This window comes from Promicromonospora sp. NPDC050249 (assembly GCF_040656015.1).
Taxonomy (GTDB): Bacteria; Actinomycetota; Actinomycetes; order Actinomycetales; family Cellulomonadaceae; genus Promicromonospora.
This window is the reverse complement of record NZ_JBFAKY010000006.1, coordinates 26,673-48,460: the sequence shown is the minus strand read 5'-3', so window position 1 is coordinate 48,460 and position 21,788 is coordinate 26,673. Positions and strand designations below refer to the sequence as shown.

Genomic DNA, 21,788 nt, shown 5'->3' with positions numbered 1-21,788 from the left:
GGATATGCAACGGCGGGGCGTGAGCGGTAGGGGGACGCGGATGGATGGCGTGGCGATGCGTATTGCGGGGCTGATCTTGGTGGCTGGGCTGGCCTTGTCTGCTTGCACGGGTGCAACCCCGGATCCTGAGGTGACTACCGGTCCAATCGGCGATCCGACGCCGACGGCATCCGCGAGCCCGTCTCCTTCTGCGGTGACCAAGCCGGAGCGCCCGGAAGCGATGGGGCGCGAGGACGCGAAGGGCGCTGCTGCTGCGGCGGAGTATTTCATCGAGCTCTACCCGTATGTGATGGCGACGGGGGATACCGAGGAGTTCGAGGCAATGTCGCACCGGGCTTGTGGGTTCTGTGACGACGCGCTGGAGCAGGTCAAGAGGATTCGCACACGCCATGAGACGTGGAGCGGCGGCGAGATTGACACGGTCCTTCTCGAATCCTATGTGAGGGACGAAATCACAGGGGTGTACCCACTGGACTTCGAGGTCGAGCAAGACGCCGCCCGAATCACAGATGCAGGAGGGTCCACAGTCTTCGAAGGAGAGGACGAGCGAGCGACGTATCGTGTGGAAGTTGGACGATCGAACGGCAACTGGGTTGTTGTGGAGATCGCGCCCGGACCGGCCCGATGAACCGCGCTATCGCTCGCGCTGGGACGACAACGGTTGTCCTCGTGCTATCCGTCGTAGTTGCTTCATCTTTGTTGGCCTTCGCGGACGACAACTACGAACAGTTCGGCGGAACTGCACACGGACAAACCATCTCTGTTGCTGCGGAGCGTGCGCCTAGGCTGGCGCAAGAGGGTCGCATGGCCGCAACGGCGAATAGATCTGCAGCACACCAGCCGCTGCCCGTCCGTCAATGGCGCGTTACACCTGCCATGTGCTTCCTCCGCGATCTCGGAGGTGCCACCGCATTTGCCGAATCTTGCGATGAGGGCCACCAGCTCGCTTACGCCGGGATTGAATGCGAGGACGACGAACAGGCGGTCGGCGCGCTGTTCGAGCAGCGACGGGAGGCTGACGGCTGGTCAGATGCTGCACTGGTCGAGGACGAGTCCTGCCTGGCTGAACGCCGTCAGCAGGTCGACATTCCGGCCGCAGCGGCGAAGGCGTTCCAGGAGATGCAGATTGCACCGTCCGAGGTGAACGTGCAGCCGCCGGACGGTTGGACCCTCGTCAACGTCGACACGATCGCCTTTACCGAGAGCCAACACCGCACAATGAGCACCAGCTTGTTCGGCATACCCGTGGAAATCCGGGCAGTGCCGAGCAACTACTCGTGGGATTTCGGTGATGGATCTGCTCCTTTGGTGACCAGTGATCCCGGCGCACCCTACCCGGCGCATACGGTCGCTCACGCCTACGCGAAGAAGGGCGAGGTAACGATCTCCCTTACCACCACGTGGCACGGACAGTTCCGACTGGCTGGCGAACCTACTTGGTACGACGTGGCGGGAGAGGGGACGACTGTGTCGTCGTCGGGCAGTTTGGAGATCCTTGAGGTGAGGGCGCGACTGGTGGAAGACCTGTACGGCGGCTGAGGCTTAGCGGAAGCTACAAGGTCGTCGCAAGTACTCAGGCTGTCGAGGGGCGGGATCCGGTCGTGTCGAGGCAGCGGTCGATGAGCGCGGTGAGCTCCACTGAAAGCGGGAGGTCGGCCTGTTCGGCGGCACCAACACCGTCGTAGAGCGTGATCGCGACAGGACCGGGCTGCTGGTCAGCCGCGGCATCGGTGCAGAGCAGGACGCCAACCGTGGGGGCGTGAACGTCGGGCACACGGACCAGGTCATCGACCAGTTCGAGGGCGTAACGAGTCCGCGCGACAAGGGCTGGATCGAAACGGCCGGCCTGGACCTGGATAGCGATGTAGCGCATCTGGGTCACGTGGAAGAGCAGCAGGTCGATCGTATAGTCCCGGTCATCCTCCGTGAGGCTCACATGGCGGTCGACCAGGCACATGTGACGATCTGGGGTGGCCAGCAGGTCCTCGAGGTGATCCACCACGATTCCAGTGAACGATCGTCGGATCGAGTCGACGAGCTCGCCCACCACGTCCTCGAACCCCTCAGGCTGGAAGTCCTCGGTGCGCTGGAAGAAGCTCATGAATCGCTCCCCTCGATCTCGTCGTCGTGATCGGGACGATGACCGGCATCGGGCCAGGTGAAATCGCTCATAGCCCAAGCCTGTAGAGGCATTCCAGCATCCGCCACCCGAGTTGCATATGTGCAACGAAGCCGTATGAGCCTGAGTACGAACCGAGGTGCTTCATGACGAGTTCCTGGGCTGCCCATGTCCTACGTTGGCCGGATGTTGTGAATTATCACGGACGCACCTTGCCGGGAAGACGGATATAGCGCACCCTTGCTACGGCCGTGTTCACTGAGTTCTGCCCGAAGTTGAGGGAGTTGCCGGATGGTCTCGTCCGCCATCACGCCTACGCGCACCATCGCCATCCTCATCGGAGTCGCAGTCATTGCGGTAGCCGGGTTCGCGGTCGTGCGCTCAGGAGTGTTCGAGCCAGAGACGGTCCAAGGTGCAATCCCTGGCCCGGGCTCGTCGTCGCCCTCGGTCTCGGCGTCACGGAGCCCATCGGCATCGCCGTCCCCGACGCTGACGGCTGCACCCGAGCCGACGACGCCGGCGCAGATCAAGGCGAAGAACATCGCAGACGCGAAGGCGCGGCTCGTCGAGTACTACGAGACGACGGCGTCGGTTGCGAACAACGGCTACAAGGACTGGGAGGTGGAACTCCCACCGTTCTGGGGGCACCCCGACTTTCACACGGCGATGCGACCGGTTTTTGATCAGTACGCAGACGAAGGTCGTTACACCGTTGGCGTCGCACACGTTGAGTCAATGAAGGTCACCAGCTATGCGCCTTCCTCGGTCCAGACCGAGGAGGTCGGCTTGGAGGCGTGCGTCGACTTTGGTGACGTTGAGACTTTCGAAAGAGACGGAACTGTAATCGCCAGAGATCGTGGTGTGCCGACCCGGTACCTGTTCCAGTACTTGATGCGAAATCAAGGCGCCACAGGGGAATGGACGGTCTACCGCGAGATTCCTGAATCGGAGCGAGCATGCTGACATTCATGGGTCGAAGCGAGAGCGGTGCGAAATCTATCTGGACGCTGATCCTTGCTCTCTCGATGCTCGGCTTCGCTTCAATGTCGTCCGCATCGGCGACCGAATGCATTCCCATCACCGGACCGGACGGGTCCGTCATCGTTCCGTGTAGTAATGAGCCTGATCCTGGAACATCCACCCCCCCCGGGAATGGAGATGGCGAAGGAAGCGGCGAGCAGACATGCCGCGATCGGGGTGACGAAATTCCGTGCTCAAATGAGTACGGGACTTGGACAGGAATCTGCTACGCGCGTGCGATGTCGCCGCAGCCCCCTCCGTCTGACCCGCGCTGGGAGGGAGCAGATCCCAGCGAGGATGTCATGATCGAATGCACGCCTAATTCATGTATCGAAAACGGCACTGTTGGCCAGGCATGTCGAGGGCTGATGATCTACCCGTCGGATTCCGCACCGACGGCACCCTCTCTTTCGGCCCGTGAGCTCGCCGAGCTCGCCGTCGCCTCAATGAATCTCACTACGGGCGAGATTGGCTCCACTCCGCCAACTTCAACCAACGACTCGAATGCTGTAGGCACAATCGGACTGCCGATTTGGCTGTGGATTGCCAACCGCGCGGAGAACACGATTGGCCCGATCGAACGCAGCGAGCGTGACGGCGGACTGGTTGTCAGCGCCCGGGGCACGCTCGACCGGGTCGAGTGGACCCTCACAGACTCGAATGGCACGACTGTAGGCGCCATTACGTGTGACGGTGCCAACGCGCCGGGCACGCCCTACGACGGCCGGGACAGCGCGGAGCCGTCGCCTACCTGCGGGTTCGGAGCCGATCTGAATAGCAGTCCGGGCAACCTGACGCTTACGGGAACGGCCTACTGGACAGTCGAGTGGCAGGGCGGTGACCAATCCGGTCAGATACCCGTTACGGCGGAGCCCAACAGCACCCAGATCCAGATCGGCGAACTCCAGGCGATCCTGCGGAACTGACAGCCTGCGGCTCACTGTCGCGCAACATTCGATGTCCAACCCCGATACCGCAGTGCGCAGACTTTGTGTGACCAGCGGTGCCCATGCTGTTCGAGGTTGGGACGTCTAGCGGAGCGCGCCGCAGAGCGACACGGTGTGGCGATGACGTCGATGGCACCAGCGACCGAGGCCTACGTCTTGGTTGCCGTTGCGGTTTGTCGGCTGAAGGTCATGAGTTCGATATGGCTGCGAGAGCGGTACTTCACTGAGCATTGCTCGGCATGGTGGAGCCAGTCGAAGTGGTCTCAAAAGGCGTGCCACCGATCCTCGACAGAAGATGGAGCCCATGGCGACTACGAGAACCATCATGCGCGGCATCGGCCAGGTGGCGCTCGGCGCCCTCCTTCTCACGGCCGGCGTCGGACACCTCACCAAAGCGCGTAAGGAATTCCAGGCGCAGGTTCCGACCTGGGTGCCCGTCGATCCCGACACTGTCGTGGTCGGGTCGGGAATCGTCGAGATCGGCCTCGGCACCGCGCTGGTGGCCACCTGGAAGCAGCCCTTCCGACGTCGGCTCGGGGCGTTGGCTGCCGCCTTCTTCGTTGCGGTGTTCCCGGGGAACATCGCTCAGCTCGTGGAGCATCGGGACGGGTTTGGCCTCGACACCGATCGCAAGCGCGCGCTCCGGCTTATCGGGCAGCCGGTTCTGGTCGCGTGGGCGTTGGCTGCGACGCGGAAGTAGGGGCCTCGACAAGCTCGGCCAACGCAACTGGGCTCGGCCTGCGGAGACGGGCTCGACCGCCGCGGTGGCATGACGTGCGGAGGTAGGTCCGATCAGCGGAAGCGGCTTGCCAGGCGCGTGACTCAGACCTGGTCGAGCAGTTTCAGGCTGCTCGCGAACTCCATCAGCTCGAACGTCGAGCCCGTCACCATGGTCGCACCAGCCGCCTGTGCGGTGACCGCGAACGGCCCGACGTTGCCGTAGAGCACGAACGGCGTAACCGGGTCGGTCATCCTGAATTTCGTCAGCAGACGCAGCCCGGCGTCCGGGACGTCGACACCCGACTCCTGACGGCCCATGTCCGAGATGATCAGGCCGTACGCGTGGCTCTCGAGCAGCTGCAGCGCCTCGCTGGTCGAGCGTGCGGTCTCCACGTGTGCGCCGTCGCGCCGCCAGGAGTCGGCGAGGACCGCGTTGTTCTCCGGGTGGTCGTCGACCCAGAGGATCGAGCGGGGCACGGGGCCGGTCGGCACCGAGATGCGGCGCTCCTGTTTCTCCAGCATCCAAGGGGTGTCGTCGGGCTCCCGCTCATCGCCTTCGGACTCCTCAGCGGTCTCCGCTTCGGAATCCGGCAAGGCGTAACCCGGCGGGGTTCCCTCTCCTGCCTGGGACCCAGGTCCCCAGGTACCACTGTCCGCGTGGTCCAGCCGTCGCTTCAGCGATGCCACCTCGCGCTGCAGGTCGGTGATCATGTCCGACTGCTGGTCGGTCGCCTGCTTGAAGTTGAGCCGCTGTCCGCCGATCTCGAGCGTCACGTCGTCGGAGTTTCTCAGCTTCGACAGGAGCTGCCTTCCGAAGACCAGCAGCACGACGATCACGAGCAGGGGCCACAGGAGGGCGGCGATAGCGCTGATCAGGTCGGCCACGGGGTAAAGGTACCGGTCGGAGGATGATGGGACGGGACAGACGCCCGCCACCCAGACGATGGAGGCCCATCGGTGACCGAGTCTCTCGATCGCGTCCGCGAGATCTGCCTCGCTCTGCCCGAGGTGACCGAGAAGCTGAGCCACGGCTCGCCCACGTGGTTCGTGAAGAAGACCTTTGTGAGCTTCTCCGATCATGGGCACGGAGGTCCGCTCGCGATCTGGTGTGCGGCTGCGCCCGGCGCTCAGGAAGAGGCGATAGAGAAGGAACCGGACCGGTTCTACCGGCCGCCGTACGTCGGGGTGCGTGGGTGGTTGGGAGTGCGGCTCGACGTCGATGTCGACTGGGACGAGATCGCAGCGATCATCGAGGAGGCGTATCGGCAGGTTGCGCCTCGACGGTTGGTGGCGGAGCTGGACGAGGGGCAGAGGCTCGGCTGACGGGGTCTCGACAAGCTCGACCAGCAGTGGGGGAGACGCGACCGACGGTGAGCGCGACCTGCGGTCAAGCCTCCAGCAGGCCCCGGATCTCCTCCGGGCCCAGCGAGCCCGCGAACGCCCCGGCATCATCGCTCAGCACCGCGTCAAAAAGCCGGGCCTTGCGTGCCTTGAGTGCCATCACCTTGTCCTCGATGGTGTTCTCCGACACCATCCGGAACACCATCACGTTCCGCGTCTGCCCGATCCGGTGCGTCCGGTCGATCGCCTGCGCCTCCGTCGCCGGGTTCCACCAGGGGTCGAGCAGATAGACGTAGTCGGCCTCGGTGAGGTTGAGCCCGAACCCGCCTGCCTTGAGGCTGATCAGGAACACGGGAGCAGTGCCGTCCTTGAACCGGTTGATCACCTCGGCGCGCTTCCGCGTGGACCCGTCGAGGTACTCATAGGGGATCCCCAGCGACGTACACACCTCCGCCGCCTTGGCCAGGAATGACGTGAACTGGGAGAACACCAGCGCGCGGTGTCCCTCAGCGGCGACCTCCGCGAGCTGGTCCGCGAGCAGGCTCAGCTTGGCCGACGGGACACCCTCGTACTCCGGGTCCACCAGTGAGGCGTCCAGCGCCATGCGGCGCAGCGTCGTCAGGGCGCGGAAGACCGCCACCCGGTTTTCGTCGAAACTCTCGAGCAGCCCCAGCAGCCGCGACCGTTCGCGCTGCAGGTGCGTGTCGTAGATCCTGCGGTGCTTCGGGTCCAGCGTCACGCGGAGCACCTGCTCCTGCCGCTCGGGCAGCTCGGGCGCCACCTGCTCCTTGGTACGGCGCAGCAGCAGCGGCCGGATCCGACGTCGGAGCCGGGCAAGCAGCGGCGTCGAGTCGCCCTCGCTCGAGATCGGCTTGACGTAGTCCTCGCGGAACTTGGTCGGTGACCCGTACAGTCCCGGCGCCACTATGGCGAGCATCGCCCACAGCTCCATGAGGTTGTTCTCCATGGGCGTGCCGGTGATCGCCAGCTTGAACGGCGCCTTGAGGCGGCGGGCGGACTCGTTGGCGCGCGTCTGGTGGTTCTTGGCGAACTGCGCCTCGTCCAGGATCAGACCGCTCCACCCGACGTCGGCGAACGCCTCGAAGTCCAGGCGGAAGATCGCGTACGACGTCACGACGATGTCGGCGTCGGCGGCCACCTGCGCGACGGTGGTCCGCGCCTTCGCGGCGGTGGTCGACAGCATCGCCACCTTCAGGTCCGGCGTGAACTTGGCGGCCTCGGCGGCCCAGTTGCTCACCACCGACGCAGGCGCGACCACCAGGAACGGTGCGTCGTCGTCGGGCCGCTCCTGCCTGGCCTGGGCGACGAAGGCGAGCGTCTGCACGGTCTTGCCGAGGCCCATGTCGTCGGCGAGGATCCCGCCGAGCCCGTGCCGCCAGAGGAAGGTGAGCCACTCGAAACCGTGCTGCTGGTACGGCCGCAGATCGGCCTTGAGCCCGACGGGCGGCGGCACGGTCTCCGGCCCGTCGACGCCGTCGGCGGTCAGCGATATCAGGTCGCTCACCGAGCGGCGCCACCGGTCGGACTGCTCGATGATGTCGGCCACCTGCTCCAGCTCTGCCCACAGGCCCGCGTTGAACCGGCTGATCCGCAGCTTGCCCGGCTGGTCGGAGAGCCGCTGCGCCTCCTCGATCAGTGCCCGGAGCTGCGCGAACACGGGCAGATCCGTCCGCAGCCAGGTGCCGTCGGTGAGCATGAACCGCTTCTTGCCCCGGGCGAGCGCATCGAACACCGGGCCGAACGGGATCTCGCGTCCGTTGATCGTGACCATGACACCCAGGTCGAACCAGTCCAGGTCGGTGCTGTCATCCGCACGCATGCTGACCACTGGTGTCGCCTCGAGGCCTTGGTACTCGGGCAGCTTCTCGCTCTCCACGCGGACGTCCGGCTGCTCCTCGAGCACGGGCAGCACGGTGGTGGCGAAGTCCATCGCCTGCAGCCCGCGGAACACCTCGGGTGCCACCCGGAAGTGACCGAAGCCCGGCACCTCGCGCACGGCGGCGATCACCCTGCCAAGGGTCGCGGCCTCCGCCGCGAGATCACGCAGGTCCGCACCCGGTTCCATGGCGGTGGTCAGCGGATATTCCTTGTCCGACGGCGGGTACGCCCACCGCCACCCCACTCTGATCTCCGCCGGCGAGACCGCCTCGACGGTGGCCACCAGCTCGGGCTGAGGCAGGTCCGGCAGCTCGACGTCGGGGTCTGCGTGCACCTGTACCTCCCGGCGCAGCAGAGGCAGGTAGTCCGCCAGGAACTCGTCGACCGCTTCTGCGGGGATCTTGAGATCGGCCAGATGGACCGCCGCGTGCTCCTGGTCGGTGAGGGGCGCCGCCGTCGGGCCGAGGGTGATGGTGCGCCCCGAGGGGGACTCCTCGATGGCGAACAGGCCGTGCCGGCCGAGCGCGCCGACCGAGGTCGCCAGGGTGACCGCGCCGTCGAAGGCGACGGTCCGCTCGAGGCGCGCGCCGCCGTCGGGCAGGGAGAGGTCGAGGGCGATGGACGCCTCGCCGGCCAGCCGCAACGTCTCCCGCTTCGACTTGCCGACGAGCTCGATGCCGAGGTCGGCGGCGTCGGCGAGATGGCGCCAGAACGGGCGGGGGAGCACGTCGTCCAGACTGATCCAGTCACCCGAGCTGATGTAGCCGTAGCCGCGCGGACTGGTGGCGCGCAGGGCGTCGAGCGTGGTGAACCACTCCCGGACGGCGGGATCGAGGCCACGCAGGAACCCGTTGCGGATGTAGTTCCACGACGCGGTGCCGCCCACCCACGAGCCCTTGTCGTTGCGCTGGACCGGCCGCATCGACAGGGAGAGGTTGTTGTCGATGGTCGTGCCGTCCACACGGAGCTGCAGCGCCAGCACGGGCCGGGGATCGGCAGTCGACGGGTGTGCCGGCGGAGCCTCGACCGGCGCCGTCAGCACGAGCTGCTGCACTGCCGCCTTCCACTCCGGTACCTGCGGCGTGCGCTTCAACGAGGACGCGGGCCGGACCATCGAGGCCAGGCCGTCCGAAGCCGACTCGATGAGTGTCGCGACGACGTGCTTGCAGGCGGACCCGACCGGGCACGTGCAGTCCGTGCCGACGACGACGGGCGGCCCGGGGCTGTTGGTCCTGAACTGGATGGAGCAGGAGTAGGTGCTACGGCCGCTGCCGCGCACCCACGAGATCAGCAGGAGGTCGTCCGGCAGCCATTCCCACGAGATGACCCGGCCCTGCTTCTGGTAGTCCTCGCCACGCAGGTATGCGCCACTGCCCACCAGGAGCTTGATCGCCGCGGGGTGGATGCGCGGGGCGGGGACGGTTGCGGGCACCCCTCCATGGTTCCACGCCCGGACCACTGGTCCGCGGAGTTATCCACAGCGTGCCTCCACCCCCCGGTGTGGGCGGTCTCTGAGAGAGTGTGCGCATGAAGAGCTTGCCCGACGCCGGTCGGCGGCCCGCCGCGCTCAGCGTCCTCGCTCTCGCGGTCGCCGTGTGGATGGCCGTACCGGTGCGCCTGCTGGTCCCCGGCACCGAGCTGAACCTCGGTTTCACGCTGGACAACGCCGTCTTCGTGATCGAGAACGCGGCGATGGCGGGAACCGTCGCGCTCGCGGTCGGAGCCACGGCACTCAGGGCTCGGCGGGTCCTGGTCGCGGCGATCGTCGTGACCGGGCTGCACCTCGTGCTCCAGCTCGGCACTGTCGTCGTGCAGCTGGTGAACGGCGCCCGGCCCGAACTGGTCCTCGACACCCTCCTCGCCGCGCTGGCGCTGACGGTGGTCCTCGGCGGTGCCGTGCTCGCCCGGGTCCTCCGCACGCCGGTGGCCGCGCGTCGTACCGGCGTGATCGTCGTGCTGGTCGGCGCGCTCATCCACAGCCTGTGGACAAACGTGCTGCTGCCCCTTGTCGCGCTCATGCCCTACGGCGGCCCGCCGCCAGGGTTGATCGGTGCTCTGGCCCTGAACGTGTCGATGAGCCTGCTCGTCGTCGCAGCGGCGGTGCTGTGCGGGTGGGCCTCTCCCACGTCCCGGCGGATCGGCGCACTGCTGGTCGCCGTCGTCGGCGTGTTCGGGCTCGTCTCGGTGCCCGGTCCGTTCAGTGCCTTCGATGTCAGCGACACGGCCTACGCGGCGGTGCGGGTCGTGAGGGGGCTCGTGATGCTCGCCGCGGTGGTGCTGGCCGTCGCTGCCGCGCGACGGCTGGTGGCGGCCGGACAGGCCACGAGCAGCGCGGATGTTCAGCCCCAGGCGTAGGCACCGCCCCCTGCAGAGGCTTGAGCCCGGGGCCAAACGTGAACGTGTACTACTACTTCGCGGAGCTGGCCCGGATCTCCTCGAGTGCGACTACCTCGAGGATCTGCTTCACGATGATGGGGCCGACCGATTCCCACGAGAGCATCTCGGCGATCACCATGTAGGACAGGTCGTCCCCGGTGAAGCAGCCGCCGCGGTGCAGCGCGTTGACGAGTCGGTGCTTGGGCCAGTCGAGCTCGTCGAGGCGCTCGACCCGCCGCACTGCGGGGAAGAGCCGGCCGACGGGCAACGACTTGAGGCGGGTCACGGCGGCCTCGGCGAGGCGGGCGGTACCGATGTCGGTCTTGCTGTCGACCTGACCGACGTACCAGGCGTCGTCCTCAGCCATGACCTCGCGGAACCATGGGAACACCTCGCCCCAGGTGGGTGTCGGGGTGACGGCGGGTGCGTCGGACATGAACGGATACCTCCAGTCCCTGTGTAGGTAAGTACGTCAATCCTTGCACCGTTCGGACGGCAAAACAGGCACGATCGGCTCTAGAGACCGGACCTCATCCACTAATTCACCCGTCCAGCGGTTGCCGAGGAAGGGAAGCCGTGCGAGAACCACGCATGCCGAACAGGATCGCGGTCGCCAGGTACCCGAGAGAGAGGGCGACGAAGAGCCCGGGCGACCATCCGGCGTCCGGCACGAGGAAGGCAGCGAGGGCTGCCGCACCCACGAAGGCCGCGTTGTAGAGGACGTCGTAGAAGGCGAACGCGCGGCCGCGGTAGGCGTCCTCGGAGTCGCGCTGCACGATCGTGTCGACCGCGATCTTCGCGCCCTGGGCGGCGAGCCCGAGCAGGGCGGCGGCACCGACCACGCTGACGAAGCCTGGCTCGGGCACCAGGATCAGCTGCGATATCCCGGCCACCACCAGCATCACGGCGATCCAGGACTGTGGGGCCATCCGCCGGGCCAGCACAGCGGTGAGCAGGATCGCGAGCCCACCGCCGACACCCGTCGCGCCGATCACCGTGGCGAAGGTGGTGAGACCGGCGGTGCGGTCGCCCGGCTCGGCGAGGAGATTGCGCGACATCAGGATGGCCGCGATGAACACCACCCCGTACAGGAAGCGGTGCAGCGCCATCACCAGCAGCGCCTGGCCGGGGGTGCGGCGTGCGGCGAGGTAGCGGGCGCCGTCGACCAGCCCGCTCGCCACCACCGCCAGCTCGTTCCGGATCGAGCCGACCGCGGGCTGCAGCGGTCCCAGCAGCGTGCGGGGCATCCGGAGCCCGAGCAGCGAGGCACAACCCATGACGACGCAGGCACAGGTCAAGGCGGCCGCGTCCTGGAGGCGGCCGGCCGGCACGGCCAGGCCGAGAACGAAGCCGATGCCGCCTCCCAGGAACGCGGCGCCGGCGCCGAGCGTCGGCGTCAGCGCATTCGCCGTGAGCAGCAGGTCGCCCTGGACCACGCGAGGCAGGCCCGCGGAGAGGCCGGCGAGGAGGAACCGGTTGACGCTCAGGGCAGCGAGCCCCAGCACGTAGATCGCGGGTGTGACGCCCTGCGTGAGCATGAGCACCGCCATCGTGCCGGTGATCAGCACGCGGACGGCGTTGCCGTACACCAGCACCTGCCGCCGCTGCCACCGGTCGAGGAACACGCCGGCGAACGGGCCCACGATCGTGAACGGCGCCAGCATGATCGCGAACGCCCCCGCGATGGCCGCCGCCGACCCCTGCGACGTCGGGCTGAAGAACAACAGGTTGGCGAGGCCCACCTGGAACATGCCGTCGCCTGCCTGGGACACGAGACGCACGGTGAACAGCTTGCGGAACCCGGGCAGGCGCAGCAGCGCGCGTAGTTCGGCAAGGACGGTCACCCGCTCACAGTAGTTGTCGGGCCTGCTGCGGCGACGGGCGACCGCGGTACGGCACGGGGGAGCGTGACCGGGCCCGCGGCCGAAGTTCATGCGGTGTCCATCTTGTCGACATCGCGGGTCGGCCCGGCTGCCACGGGCCGGCGCCAACCTGCCCGTGTGTCTCCTGATCGCCGCCACGCGGCATTCATCGCTTCCGGCGCCGTCCTCGCCATGGGACTGAGCGCGTTCCCGGCTTTCGCGGCTCCCATGACCGAGCGTGGTGGGGTCTCGACGAGCTCGACCAGGGGGCCGGGCGAGACCTTCCATCGGCTCGCCACCTACCCCGTCTTCCAGAACGCTCCCGCAGGCACCGACCCCGCCGAGGAGACGGTCGCCGAGATCTCCGCCGTCAGCGAGGACGGCAGGACCCTCGTCCACACGGATGCGGCCGCGCGCCGGATCGGGTTCGTCGACCTCAGCGACCCCGACTCGCCCCGAGGGCTCGGCTCGCTCTCCCTCGCGGAGCTCGGATCGGAGCACGACGAGCCGACGTCGGTCGCCGTGGTCGGTGACCACGTGCTCGTGGTTGTCGACAGCTCGACGTCGTTCACCGCGCCGTCGGGACGCCTCGACGTGGTCGACCTCGCGACCCGCACCCGCGTGCGCTCCATCGACCTGGGCGGCCAGCCCGACTCCATAGCCGTCACGCACGACGGCGCTCACGCCGTGATCGCCATGGAGAACCAGCGCGACGAGGACGCACTGCCCGACACCGGTGACGGCGAGGAGGGCGACCTTCCCCAGGCGCCCGCCGGGTTCCTGCAGTTCGTCGACCTCGCGGGTTCCGACCCCGCGGGCTGGCGGACCCGGCCCGTCGTGCTCGACGTCGCGGCGCTCGCGGCCGCCGGCCTGGACACCCCGCAGGATGCCGAGCCGGAGTACGTGTCGATCAACCCGTCCGACACCCGGGTCGCGGTGACGCTGCAGGAGAACAACGGCGTCGCGGTGCTCGACGTGGTGTCCGGCGAGCTCGAGAACGTGTTCTCCGCAGGTGACGTCGCGTTGGACGGTGTCGACGCCGACGACGACGGTGCCATCGACCAGACCGGCTCCGTCGAGGCGGCCCCGCGCGAGCCCGACGCGGTCGGCTGGGTCGACGACGAGCACGTCGCGACCGCGAACGAGGGCGACTGGAAGGGTGGCACGCGCGGCTGGACGGTCTTCGAGGCCGCGACGGGCGACGTCGTGTGGGACGCGGGGGCCGACCTCGAGGAGCTGGCCGTCCGCGTGGGCCTGCACAACGAGGACCGCGCAGGCAAGAAGGGCGTCGAGATCGAGGGCCTCGCGGTGGCCACTCTCGACGGTGTCCGCTACGCGTTCGTAGGTTCCGAACGCTCCAACTTCGTGGCTGTGTACGACGTGTCCGACCCGACTTCCCCGCGGTTCGTGCAGGTACTGGCCACGACCAACGGTCCGGAGGGCATCCTGCCGATCCCCTCCCGGAACCTGCTCGTGGTGTCCTCCGAGGAGGACTCGGCCGACGACGGCGTCCGCGCGTCGGTCTCGGTGTTCGGCAAGGGGCACCGCTACGGCCGTGACGCGGGTACGCCCGCGTTCCCGTCGCTGGTGTCCGCGGACGGGCGGACCGCGGCGGGCGCTGCCACGCCGATCGGGTGGACGGCGCTCGGCGCGCTCTCGGCCGACCCGGAGAAGCGCGATCGGCTGTGGACCGTGACCGACGCCGCGAAGTCGCCGACGTCGATCCTCTCCGTCTCGACCGCCGGCCAGCGTGGCAAGGGCGGCCCGGCGGTGATCGACCGCGAGATCGTCGTGACCGAGGGCGGCGAGGCGGTCGGTCTGGATGCCGAGGGCATCTGGGCCCGGCCGGCGGTCCGGGGCACGGCGGGCGGCTTCTGGCTCGGCGTCGAGGGGGCGACGGGTGCGGAGAACGCGCTGGTGCGCGTGTCGTCGTCGGGCCGCGTGGCGGAGCGCGTGAGCCTGCCCGCCGACGTCGCCGCGGGTCTCGGTAAGTGGGGCATCGAGGGGGTCACGGGCACCGTGGACCGGGCCGGCGAGCACCTGTTCGTGGCCCTGCAGCGCGGCCTGACCAGCGACGACGGCGTAGGTGGCTATGCCCGCATCGGACGGTACGACGTCGCGACCGGCGAATGGACCTGGTTCGGGTACCCGCTGTCCGCGGCGACGGCCGACGGCGACTGGGTGGGCCTGTCCGAGGTCACGGTGGTGGACCGCGACACGCTCGCCGTCATCGAGCGGGACAAGCTCAACGGCCCGGCGGCGGCGCTCAAGGCCGTCTACACGGTGGACCTGCCGAAGCGGGACCCGCGTCCGGGGACGGTCCCGATGCTGCGCAAGCGGCTCGCGATCGACGTCCTGCCTGCGCTGCGCGCCACCAACGGGTGGACGCAGGAGAAGCTGGAGGGCCTCACGATCGGTGGCGACGGTCACGTGTACGTGGTCACGGACAACGACGGCGTGCAGGACGCGACGGGCGAGACCGTCTTCCTGGATCTGGGCAAGGCTCGCAAGCTGTTCGGATGAGGCGAGCAGCCGGTCGCCGGGTGAGGTGACCATAGGTCTGCGGGGTCTGTTGCTCTGAGTAGACAGTGTCTACTCAGAGCAACAGACCCCGCGCTCGTACTAGTTCTCCCGGAGCCCTCGCTCAGCCCCGGGCGTTCACGTGGATCGCCAGCGCCCCGTACGCCGGGACCGTCGCGGTGAACCAGCCGTCGGCGTTGACGGTCCGCTTCACCGAGCAGTTCTGCGACGCGACGACGTCGCAGTACGTGCCCGCCGGGAGCGGCGTGTGGAACGAGCGCTGCACGGACGACGCCGTGTTGTTCAGCACCACGTACCCGCGACTGCCGCGGCCGTAGGTGATGAGGTTGCCGCCGTCGTCCCACCAGTTGGTGACCGCGGTGCCCGCCACCGCGTTGTGGAAGCCGACCATGCCGCGGATCTCGGTCCAGCGCTGCGTGCACGTCCATCGTCCGGCGCCGCAGGTCGCGTCGGGAACGGTGGTCTCGGCCGCGCCGGGCGCCCCCGAGTCGTTGTTCGAGAACTCGTAACCCGAGTACACGGTGGGCGACCCGTACGGCCAGGACAGCAGGAAGGTGTTGGCCAGCACGTACTTGGCGCCCCACTTGTAGCTCATCGACTCGCCGTTGCGCTCGGTGTCGTGGTTGTCCACGAACACGCCCGCCCGACCGGACTGCAGCTTGCCGTCGCCGATGAACCGAAGGTTCTTGATCTGCCCGTCGAAGTCGTGCTTGAGCTGGCGTGCGTAGTTGAACTCGTGCGAGTCGCCGCTGCCCAGGTACTCGGACGGCTGGATCGGTTCCCCGGCGGCGCCGATCACCTCGTGCACCCAGAAGACGTTCGGGTTCCGCATCCGCGACTTGACGGCCTCCAGGTCCGAGGCCGGCACGTGCTTCGACGCGTCGATCCGGAATCCGTCGACGCCGAGCGAGACCAGGTCGTCGAAGTACGCGGCGAGCCTGCCGCGAACGTAGTCGGAGCCGGTGCGCAGGTCCTGCAGCGCGACCAGGCGGCAGTTCTGCACCTGGTACCGGTTCGTGTAGTCCGAGATGTCGGTGCGGCAGTCGTTGAAGTCGGCGGCGCTGTACGTACCGGTGAAGTTGTCGTCCGAGTACGCGGTCCCCGCCACACCGGTTGCGGACCGGCCGGCACCCGCCATGTGGTTCACGACGGCGTCCGCGATCACGCCGACACCGGCGGCATCGCAAGCGGCGACCATGCTCGCGAACTCGGCGCGGGTGCCCAGCTTGGACTCGATCCGGTAGCTGACGGGCTGGTACGACGTCCACCACTGGGAGCCGCGGACGTGCTCCATGGGCGGGGAGACCTGCACGTAGCCGAACCCGGCCGGGCCGACGACGTTGGTGCACTCCGCGGCGACGGAGTCCCAGGTCCACTGGAACATGTTGAGGATGACGTCGCCGTCACCGTGCACGGGGGTCGCGGCCCGTGCAGGCTCGACGGCGGGGGTGGCCGTGGTCACGGCCAGGCCCAGGGTGAGTGCGGCGGCGAATGATGCCAGGGCGGCGAGCAATCGTCGGGGCGCGTTCGGACGGCGCGTCATTGCGGCTCCTTGCGGCGTGGTCCCGGGCTGAGGCACGTGCGGCGTTGCGCGGCCGTTTCCGGATCTTGCTGCAAGCGTTGCAGAGCATTCGGCGACACGCCAGAGGCCCGGGTGAAAGACCCGGGCCCGGCGTGTCGGAGGTGTGGACTCAGTCCTCGTTGGGCATGAGGATCCAGAACGCGATGTACGCGAGAAACTGCGGCCCCGGGATGAGGAACGAGGCGACGGTGAGGATCCGGACCAGCGTGGGATCCCAACCGAATCGGCGGGCGATACCGGCGCAGACGCCGGCGATCATGCGCCCCTGGCGCGGACGAGAGAGTGTCTGTGTGGTCATGTCAGGCCGCCTGGGGCTCGTTCGGGATGAAGATCCAGCCGATCACGTAGGCCAGGAACTGCGGTCCCGGGATGAGGCACGAGGCGACGGCGACGATGCGCACGGTCGTGGGATTCCAGCCGAATCGGCGGGCGATACCGGCGCAGACGCCGCCGATCATGCGGCCCTGACGAGGACGGAAGAGTGTCGGTGTGCTCATGTCATCGACGGTAGTTCCGCCGCGAGCCCAGGGCTATCCGGTAATCCCCCGGCCTGTCCCTGATCAAGCCAAGGAAAAAACCAGGGATGTGTGACCAAGGAAGCACGGTCGGGACGTCTGACCAGGCGCTGCTCGTGAAGAAGGGTGAATCGGCACCCCGTCTCCATCGGCCGGGTTCACCAACCGTTCGGTACGAGCACCTTGCGGATGCGTTTCTCGCTGACCGTGCCGTCCGTGCCCAGCTGCTGCGCGAAGAACGAGACCCGCAGCTCCTCCAGCATCCAGCGCACGTCCGCCAGCTCGGCGGCACGTGCGGCATCGGGGGAGCCTGCCGCGTAGGTCGCGAGCGCCTTCTCGTACGCCGCGGTCACATCGCCGATCCGCCAGGCGAGGTCGGAGTCGCGGGCCGGGTTCTCCGCCGCCTTCGTCAGGCGGTGCGAGTCCGCGCGCAGGTAACGGGCCAGGTGCGGCAGCCGTCGTGGCGGCGTCGCCGAGACGAACCCGTCGTGGATGAGGGTCGCGCGATGCTCGCGGAGGTCCTGCAGCGTGTTCAGCAGCGCGAGGCTGCCCGACGCGCGGATCTCTGCCTCGAGCGTCCGGCTCGCCGACAGCGCGGCCACCACGTGCCCGACGACGCGGTACACCTCGTCCTCCAGATGCCGACGCACGAACGCCAGCGCGTCGGCGTAGGCACCAGCAGACCGCACGGACGCAGCATCCGGCCCACCCGAAGGCGTGTCATACCGGGCCGAGTCAACGCCCGAGGTCAGCGACACAACAGCCGCCAGCTGCAGATCAGCCACCAGCGCCTCGGTATTCGGATACGGCGACGCCGCCATCGTCAGCGACTGCGTCCCGGTCCACCGCGATGTCACACGCCCGGTACCGAGCGCGGCCTCGGACACCAGCAACCGCCGAACCCCCGCGGCGTGCAGCACGTCCTGCCGTGTCTCGTCGGCCAGGATCCGCAGAGCAACCCCCACGGACCGCGCCTGCCCCTTCACCTTGGGAGCAGCCTCCTCCACCAGCGCGGGGAACCCCCGCACGACAACCCCGGCCCCGACCCCGGTAGACACGGAGATCGGCAACGATCCGCCGTCCGCCAACCCGGACGGCCAAGAGGTCAGCCCGCTCTGCTCCCCGACGACCGCACCAGCATCCCCGCCAACCACCCCACCACTGGAGCTGCGCGCCCCTACCTCGGAAGGTGACGGACCTACGGAGGGCGCGGAAGGCGAAGACCCTCCCGCGGACGTATTCCTTCCCGACGTGGAGGGCCCCTTGGGGCCCGCGAACGCGTCCGCGCGAGGGTCTTCGCGTTCCACGCCCGCCCCGGCAGAGCCAGCCGAACGACCCGAAGCGGCCCGAGCCTCAGCCAGAGCAGCCCCGACCGCACCCTTCACAGCCGACCGCACAGCAGCTTCAGCGCGACCTGCCAACTTCCGCTGCAGCAGCAGAAGGTCCTTCGACTCGTCCAGCACGATCGCCGACGCATCCCGCCCCCGCCCGCGCTCCTCGACGACCCGGAACGTCACCCGGAGATGCCCGGGAAGGCGTGAGATCCGCTCCTCGTCCCAGACCTCCGGCGGCACCAGCACATCGCGGAGCGCGCGGACCGCCCGCGTGAACGCGGAGACGTAGGACTCCGCCATGTCGCCGGCCCGGACGACGTCCTCCCAGGCCGGGCACTCCTCGCGGATCCACGCGACGACGTCGCGCGCGACGTCCGGCGCCGGGACCAGCTCGCGCCGCACCGCCTTGGGCAGCGACTTGATGGTCGCTACGGTCAGCTCCTCGAGGAGCCCGGGCACCATCCAGTCGAACCCGTCGGGCACGACGCGTGCGAGCACCGCGATGGGGATGTGCACGGTGACGCCGTCGGCGTCGGAGCCGGGCTGGAACTGGTAGGTGAGCGGCAGGGTGAGCTCGCCCTGGGGCCACCTCTCGGGGAACGCGGACGTATCGACCGACGCGTCGCCGACGAGCTGCTCCATCGTGAAGGTGAGCAGGTCCGGCGTCTCCTTGCGGGCGCGCGACCACCACCGGTCGAAGTGCGCGGCGGACACCACGGAGTCGGGGACACGCTCGTCGTAGAAGGCGAACAGGTCGTCCTCGTCCGCGACCAGGCCGCGCTGCCGGGAGCGGGCCTCGAGCTCGCCGGCCTCCTCCAGGAGCGCGCGGTTGTCGTGGAAGAACCGGTGGTGCGTGGTCCACTCGCCCTCGACGAGCGCATGCCGCACGAACATCTCGCGCGCCGCCTCGGGGTCGACCTTCGCGTAGAGCACGCGCCGGTCGGACACGATGGGCACCCCGTACAGCAGCACCTTCTCGGTGCACATCGCCGCACCCTGCTTGGAGGACCAGTGCGGCTCAGAGTAGGTGCGCTTCGCGAGGGGGCCGGCGAGGTCCTCCGCCCACTCGGGCTGGATGCGGGCGACGTCACGCGCCCACAGGCGGCTGGTCTCGACGAGCTCGCCCGCCATGATCCACCCGGGCGGCTTCTTCGACAGGGGAGACCCGGGGAAGATGGCGAACCGCGCCCCGCGTGCCCCCACGTACTCGTTCCGCGCCTGCTTCTTCGCCCGCTTCAGCGCGATCTCCCGCTGCGCCCCACGCAGGTGCGCGACGGCGGACGCCTTCACCTCCCCGCTGTCCTGCATGCCCAGCTGCGACAGCAGCCCGGCCAGCAGCGACTTGTGGATCGTGTCCTCGTCCCACATCTGCCGGTACGTGCTGTGGTCGGGTTCGCCGCCCTCCGCCTCTGCGGTCCGGTCGCCGCTGTTGTCGGTGACCTGGGGTGTGGTGGCAGGGCGGTGACGCGGCTGGAAGGACATCTCGATGCCCAGCGGCCGCGACATCTCGCGGAGCTGCGCGACGACGTCCTGCCACTCGCGGATGCGCAGGAAGTTCAGGTACTCCGACTTGCACAGGCGCCGGAATGCCGAGCTGCCCATCTGGTGCTGCTGCTCCCGGACGTACTCCCAGAGGTTCAGGTACGTGAGGAAGTCGGAGCGCGGGTCGGCGAACCGGGCGTGCAGCTGGTCGGCCTGCGCGCGCTGCTCCGCCGGGCGCTCGCGGGGGTCCTGGATCGACAGCGCGGCCGCGATGATCGCCACCTCGCGGGCCACGCCGTGCCGCGAGCCCTCGATGACCATGCGGGCCAGCCGCGGGTCCATCGGGAGCTGGGCGAGCGTGCGGCCCACCTCGGTGAGCCGCGTGACGTCGTCGACCTCCTCCAGCGCGCCGAGCTCCGTGAGCAGCTGGACGCCGTCGCGGATCGCGCGCGTGTCCGGGGGCTCGACGAAGGGGAAGCGGGCGACGTCGTCCGGCGTGCTGACCACGCCTACCGAGATCATCTGCAGCAGCACGGACGCCAGCGACGTGCGCAGGATCTCTGGCTCGGTGAACTCGGGGCGACCGTTGAAGTCCTCCTCCGAGTAGAGGCGGATCGCGATGCCGTCGGCGACACGGCCGGACCGGCCGCTGCGCTGGTTGGCCGAGGCCTGCGAGACCGGCTCGATCGGCAGCCGCTGCACCTTGGTCTGCTTGGAGTAGCGGCTGATCCGGGCCGTACCGGGGTCGACGACGTAGTGGATGCCGGGGACGGTCAGCGACGTCTCCGCGACGTTGGTCGCCAGCACGATGCGCCGCGACGCGTGCTGCTGGAAGACCCGGTGCTGCTCCGCGCTCGACAGCCGCGCGTACAGCGGCAGGATCTCGACGTGCTGCGGATGCTTCGGGTCCCGGACGCGTTCCTTGAGGTGGCCCGTGAGCCCGTCGGCGGTGTCGTGGATCTCGCGTTCACCCGAGAGGAACACGAGGATGTCGCCGTTGCCCTCGCGCAGCAGCTCGTCGCAGGCCTCGATGATGCCGGTGACGAGGTCCTTCTCCTCGCGCGCGTTCTTCGGTGCTCGGGCGTTGCCCCCCGGCCGGGCGCCACCCGCTGATCGAGCGCCCCGCGCGGGCTCGGCCCGCGAGGAGGAGCCATCGGCCGCCGCCGGGTCCTCGTCCGGCAACAGCGGCTGATAGCGGATCTCGACGGGGAACGTCCGGCCGGAGACCTCGACGATCGGCGCGAGCTCGGGGAGCACGTCGGTGACGTACGCGGGCGCGCCGCCCCGCTCGGCCAGGGCCGCGGGGGAGAAGTGCGCGGCGAACCGCTCCGAGTCGATCGTGGCCGACGTGATGATCAGCTTGAGGTCGGGCCGCTCGGGGAGCAGCCGCGACAGGTAGCCGAGCAGGAAGTCGATGTTCAGGGACCGCTCGTGCGCCTCGTCGATGATGATCGTGTCGTAGGCGAGCAGCTGCGGGTCGCGCTGGATCTGGGCGAGCAGGATGCCGTCGGTCATGACCTTGACCAGCGTGTCAGCGCTGGACTGGTCGGTGAACCGGACCTGGTAGCCGACCACGCCGCCGAGCTCCGTGCCGAGCTCCTCTGCGATGCGCTCGGCGACCGTACGAGCCGCGAGTCGCCGGGGCTGGGTGTGCCCGATCTGACCCTGCCGTCCGCGCCCGAGCTCGAGGGCGATCTTCGGGATCTGGGTGGTCTTGCCGGAGCCGGTCTCGCCGGCCACGATCACCACCTGGTTGTCGCGGATCGCCGCGGCGATGTCCTCGCGGCGCGCGGAGACGGGCAGCTGCGCGGGGTAGGTGATGGGCGGCACCTCGACGGCGGCGCGCTTGGCGGCCGCCGCTTCGAGCTGCGCGGTCGAGACGCGCTGCGGCCCGCCGCGGCGGGGTCGCCGGTTCTGCTTGTCCGCCTGCTTGCCCGGCCCACGGCGGCGGTTCCGGCCTCCGCCCGCGCGGCCGCGATCGCCGTCGGACACCGGGGTGGAAGAAGGCTCGGTACTCACAACCCCCCATTCTTCCAGGAACGGCAAGGTC

Annotated in this window: 17 protein-coding genes; 8 read left to right on the top strand and 9 right to left on the bottom strand. The window is 68.7% G+C overall.

Features of this window, described 5'->3' with window-relative positions:
* Positions 1 to 4: 4 nt before the first annotated feature.
* A complete protein-coding gene (locus tag AB0I32_RS06310; protein ID WP_357504001.1) occupies positions 5 to 628 on the top strand; it encodes a DUF6318 family protein in 624 nt (207 codons plus the stop codon).
* A 176-nt stretch (positions 629 to 804) separates the two neighbouring features.
* Complete coding sequence (locus tag AB0I32_RS06305; protein ID WP_357503999.1) at positions 805 to 1,539, top strand: PKD domain-containing protein; 735 nt, start codon at positions 805 to 807, stop codon at positions 1,537 to 1,539.
* Positions 1,540 to 1,573: 34 nt separating this feature from the next.
* Here AB0I32_RS06305 and AB0I32_RS06300 read toward each other — a convergent pair whose 3' ends face one another.
* Positions 1,574 to 2,101, bottom strand: a complete 528-nt coding sequence (locus tag AB0I32_RS06300) for a PDDEXK nuclease domain-containing protein (protein ID WP_357503997.1) — start codon at positions 2,099 to 2,101, stop codon at positions 1,574 to 1,576.
* A 309-nt stretch (positions 2,102 to 2,410) separates the two neighbouring features.
* On the opposite strand from AB0I32_RS06300, the gene AB0I32_RS06295 reads away from it, so the two are divergent.
* The 3 genes from AB0I32_RS06295 to AB0I32_RS06285 all read left to right on the top strand — a co-directional run bounded on the left by AB0I32_RS06295 (position 2,411) and on the right by AB0I32_RS06285 (position 4,786).
* A complete protein-coding gene (locus AB0I32_RS06295) occupies positions 2,411 to 3,082 on the top strand; it encodes a hypothetical protein (protein ID WP_357503995.1) in 672 nt (223 codons plus the stop codon).
* A 359-nt stretch (positions 3,083 to 3,441) separates the two neighbouring features.
* Entirely contained in the window at positions 3,442 to 4,065 is a 624-nt protein-coding gene (locus AB0I32_RS06290) for a hypothetical protein (protein ID WP_357503993.1), read from the top strand.
* 346 nt (positions 4,066 to 4,411) lie between these two features.
* A complete protein-coding gene (locus AB0I32_RS06285) occupies positions 4,412 to 4,786 on the top strand; it encodes a hypothetical protein (protein ID WP_357503991.1) in 375 nt (124 codons plus the stop codon).
* 122 nt (positions 4,787 to 4,908) lie between these two features.
* On the opposite strand, the gene AB0I32_RS06280 is transcribed toward AB0I32_RS06285, so the two are convergent.
* Positions 4,909 to 5,691: a response regulator gene (locus tag AB0I32_RS06280; RefSeq protein ID WP_357503989.1), complete on the bottom strand. Its 783-nt coding sequence runs from the start codon at positions 5,689 to 5,691 to the stop codon at positions 4,909 to 4,911.
* Between the two features lie 72 nt (positions 5,692 to 5,763).
* Between AB0I32_RS06280 and AB0I32_RS06275 the strand changes: the two genes are divergently transcribed.
* Positions 5,764 to 6,129, top strand: coding sequence for an MmcQ/YjbR family DNA-binding protein (locus tag AB0I32_RS06275; protein WP_357503987.1), 366 nt, complete (start codon positions 5,764 to 5,766; stop codon positions 6,127 to 6,129).
* A 64-nt stretch (positions 6,130 to 6,193) separates the two neighbouring features.
* Here AB0I32_RS06275 and AB0I32_RS06270 read toward each other — a convergent pair whose 3' ends face one another.
* Positions 6,194 to 9,478, bottom strand: coding sequence for a DEAD/DEAH box helicase (locus AB0I32_RS06270; RefSeq protein WP_357503985.1), 3,285 nt, complete (start codon positions 9,476 to 9,478; stop codon positions 6,194 to 6,196).
* Positions 9,479 to 9,573: 95 nt separating this feature from the next.
* Here AB0I32_RS06270 and AB0I32_RS06265 point away from each other — a divergent pair, with 95 nt between their 5' ends.
* Positions 9,574 to 10,401: a hypothetical protein gene (locus AB0I32_RS06265; protein WP_357503983.1), complete on the top strand. Its 828-nt coding sequence runs from the start codon at positions 9,574 to 9,576 to the stop codon at positions 10,399 to 10,401.
* A 52-nt stretch (positions 10,402 to 10,453) separates the two neighbouring features.
* Here the strand turns inward: AB0I32_RS06265 and AB0I32_RS06260 are convergent, their stop codons facing one another.
* Both AB0I32_RS06260 and AB0I32_RS06255 read right to left on the bottom strand, forming a co-directional pair.
* The gene (locus AB0I32_RS06260; protein WP_357503981.1) at positions 10,454 to 10,858 is read right to left on the bottom strand and encodes a hypothetical protein; all 405 of its coding nucleotides are present in this window, start codon (positions 10,856 to 10,858) and stop codon (positions 10,454 to 10,456) included.
* 106 nt (positions 10,859 to 10,964) lie between these two features.
* The gene (locus tag AB0I32_RS06255) at positions 10,965 to 12,266 is read right to left on the bottom strand and encodes an MFS transporter (RefSeq protein WP_357503979.1); all 1,302 of its coding nucleotides are present in this window, start codon (positions 12,264 to 12,266) and stop codon (positions 10,965 to 10,967) included.
* 156 nt (positions 12,267 to 12,422) lie between these two features.
* Here AB0I32_RS06255 and AB0I32_RS06250 point away from each other — a divergent pair, with 156 nt between their 5' ends.
* Entirely contained in the window at positions 12,423 to 14,807 is a 2,385-nt protein-coding gene (locus AB0I32_RS06250) for an esterase-like activity of phytase family protein (RefSeq protein WP_357503977.1), read from the top strand.
* 121 nt (positions 14,808 to 14,928) lie between these two features.
* Here the strand turns inward: AB0I32_RS06250 and AB0I32_RS06245 are convergent, their stop codons facing one another.
* From AB0I32_RS06245 to AB0I32_RS06230, 4 genes are all read right to left on the bottom strand, one after another.
* On the bottom strand, positions 14,929 to 16,368 hold the full coding sequence (locus tag AB0I32_RS06245; RefSeq protein WP_357503975.1) for an alpha-amylase family protein: 1,440 nt from the start codon (positions 16,366 to 16,368) through the stop codon (positions 14,929 to 14,931).
* A 148-nt stretch (positions 16,369 to 16,516) separates the two neighbouring features.
* Positions 16,517 to 16,705 carry a PspC domain-containing protein gene (locus tag AB0I32_RS06240; protein WP_116677359.1) on the bottom strand — a complete coding sequence of 63 codons (189 nt, stop codon included), beginning with the start codon at positions 16,703 to 16,705 and terminating at the stop codon, positions 16,517 to 16,519.
* Position 16,706: 1 nt separating this feature from the next.
* Entirely contained in the window at positions 16,707 to 16,904 is a 198-nt protein-coding gene (locus tag AB0I32_RS06235; RefSeq protein ID WP_357503973.1) for a PspC domain-containing protein, read from the bottom strand.
* A 176-nt stretch (positions 16,905 to 17,080) separates the two neighbouring features.
* Entirely contained in the window at positions 17,081 to 21,757 is a 4,677-nt protein-coding gene (locus AB0I32_RS06230; RefSeq protein WP_357503971.1) for a DUF3418 domain-containing protein, read from the bottom strand.
* Positions 21,758 to 21,788: the final 31 nt, after the last annotated feature.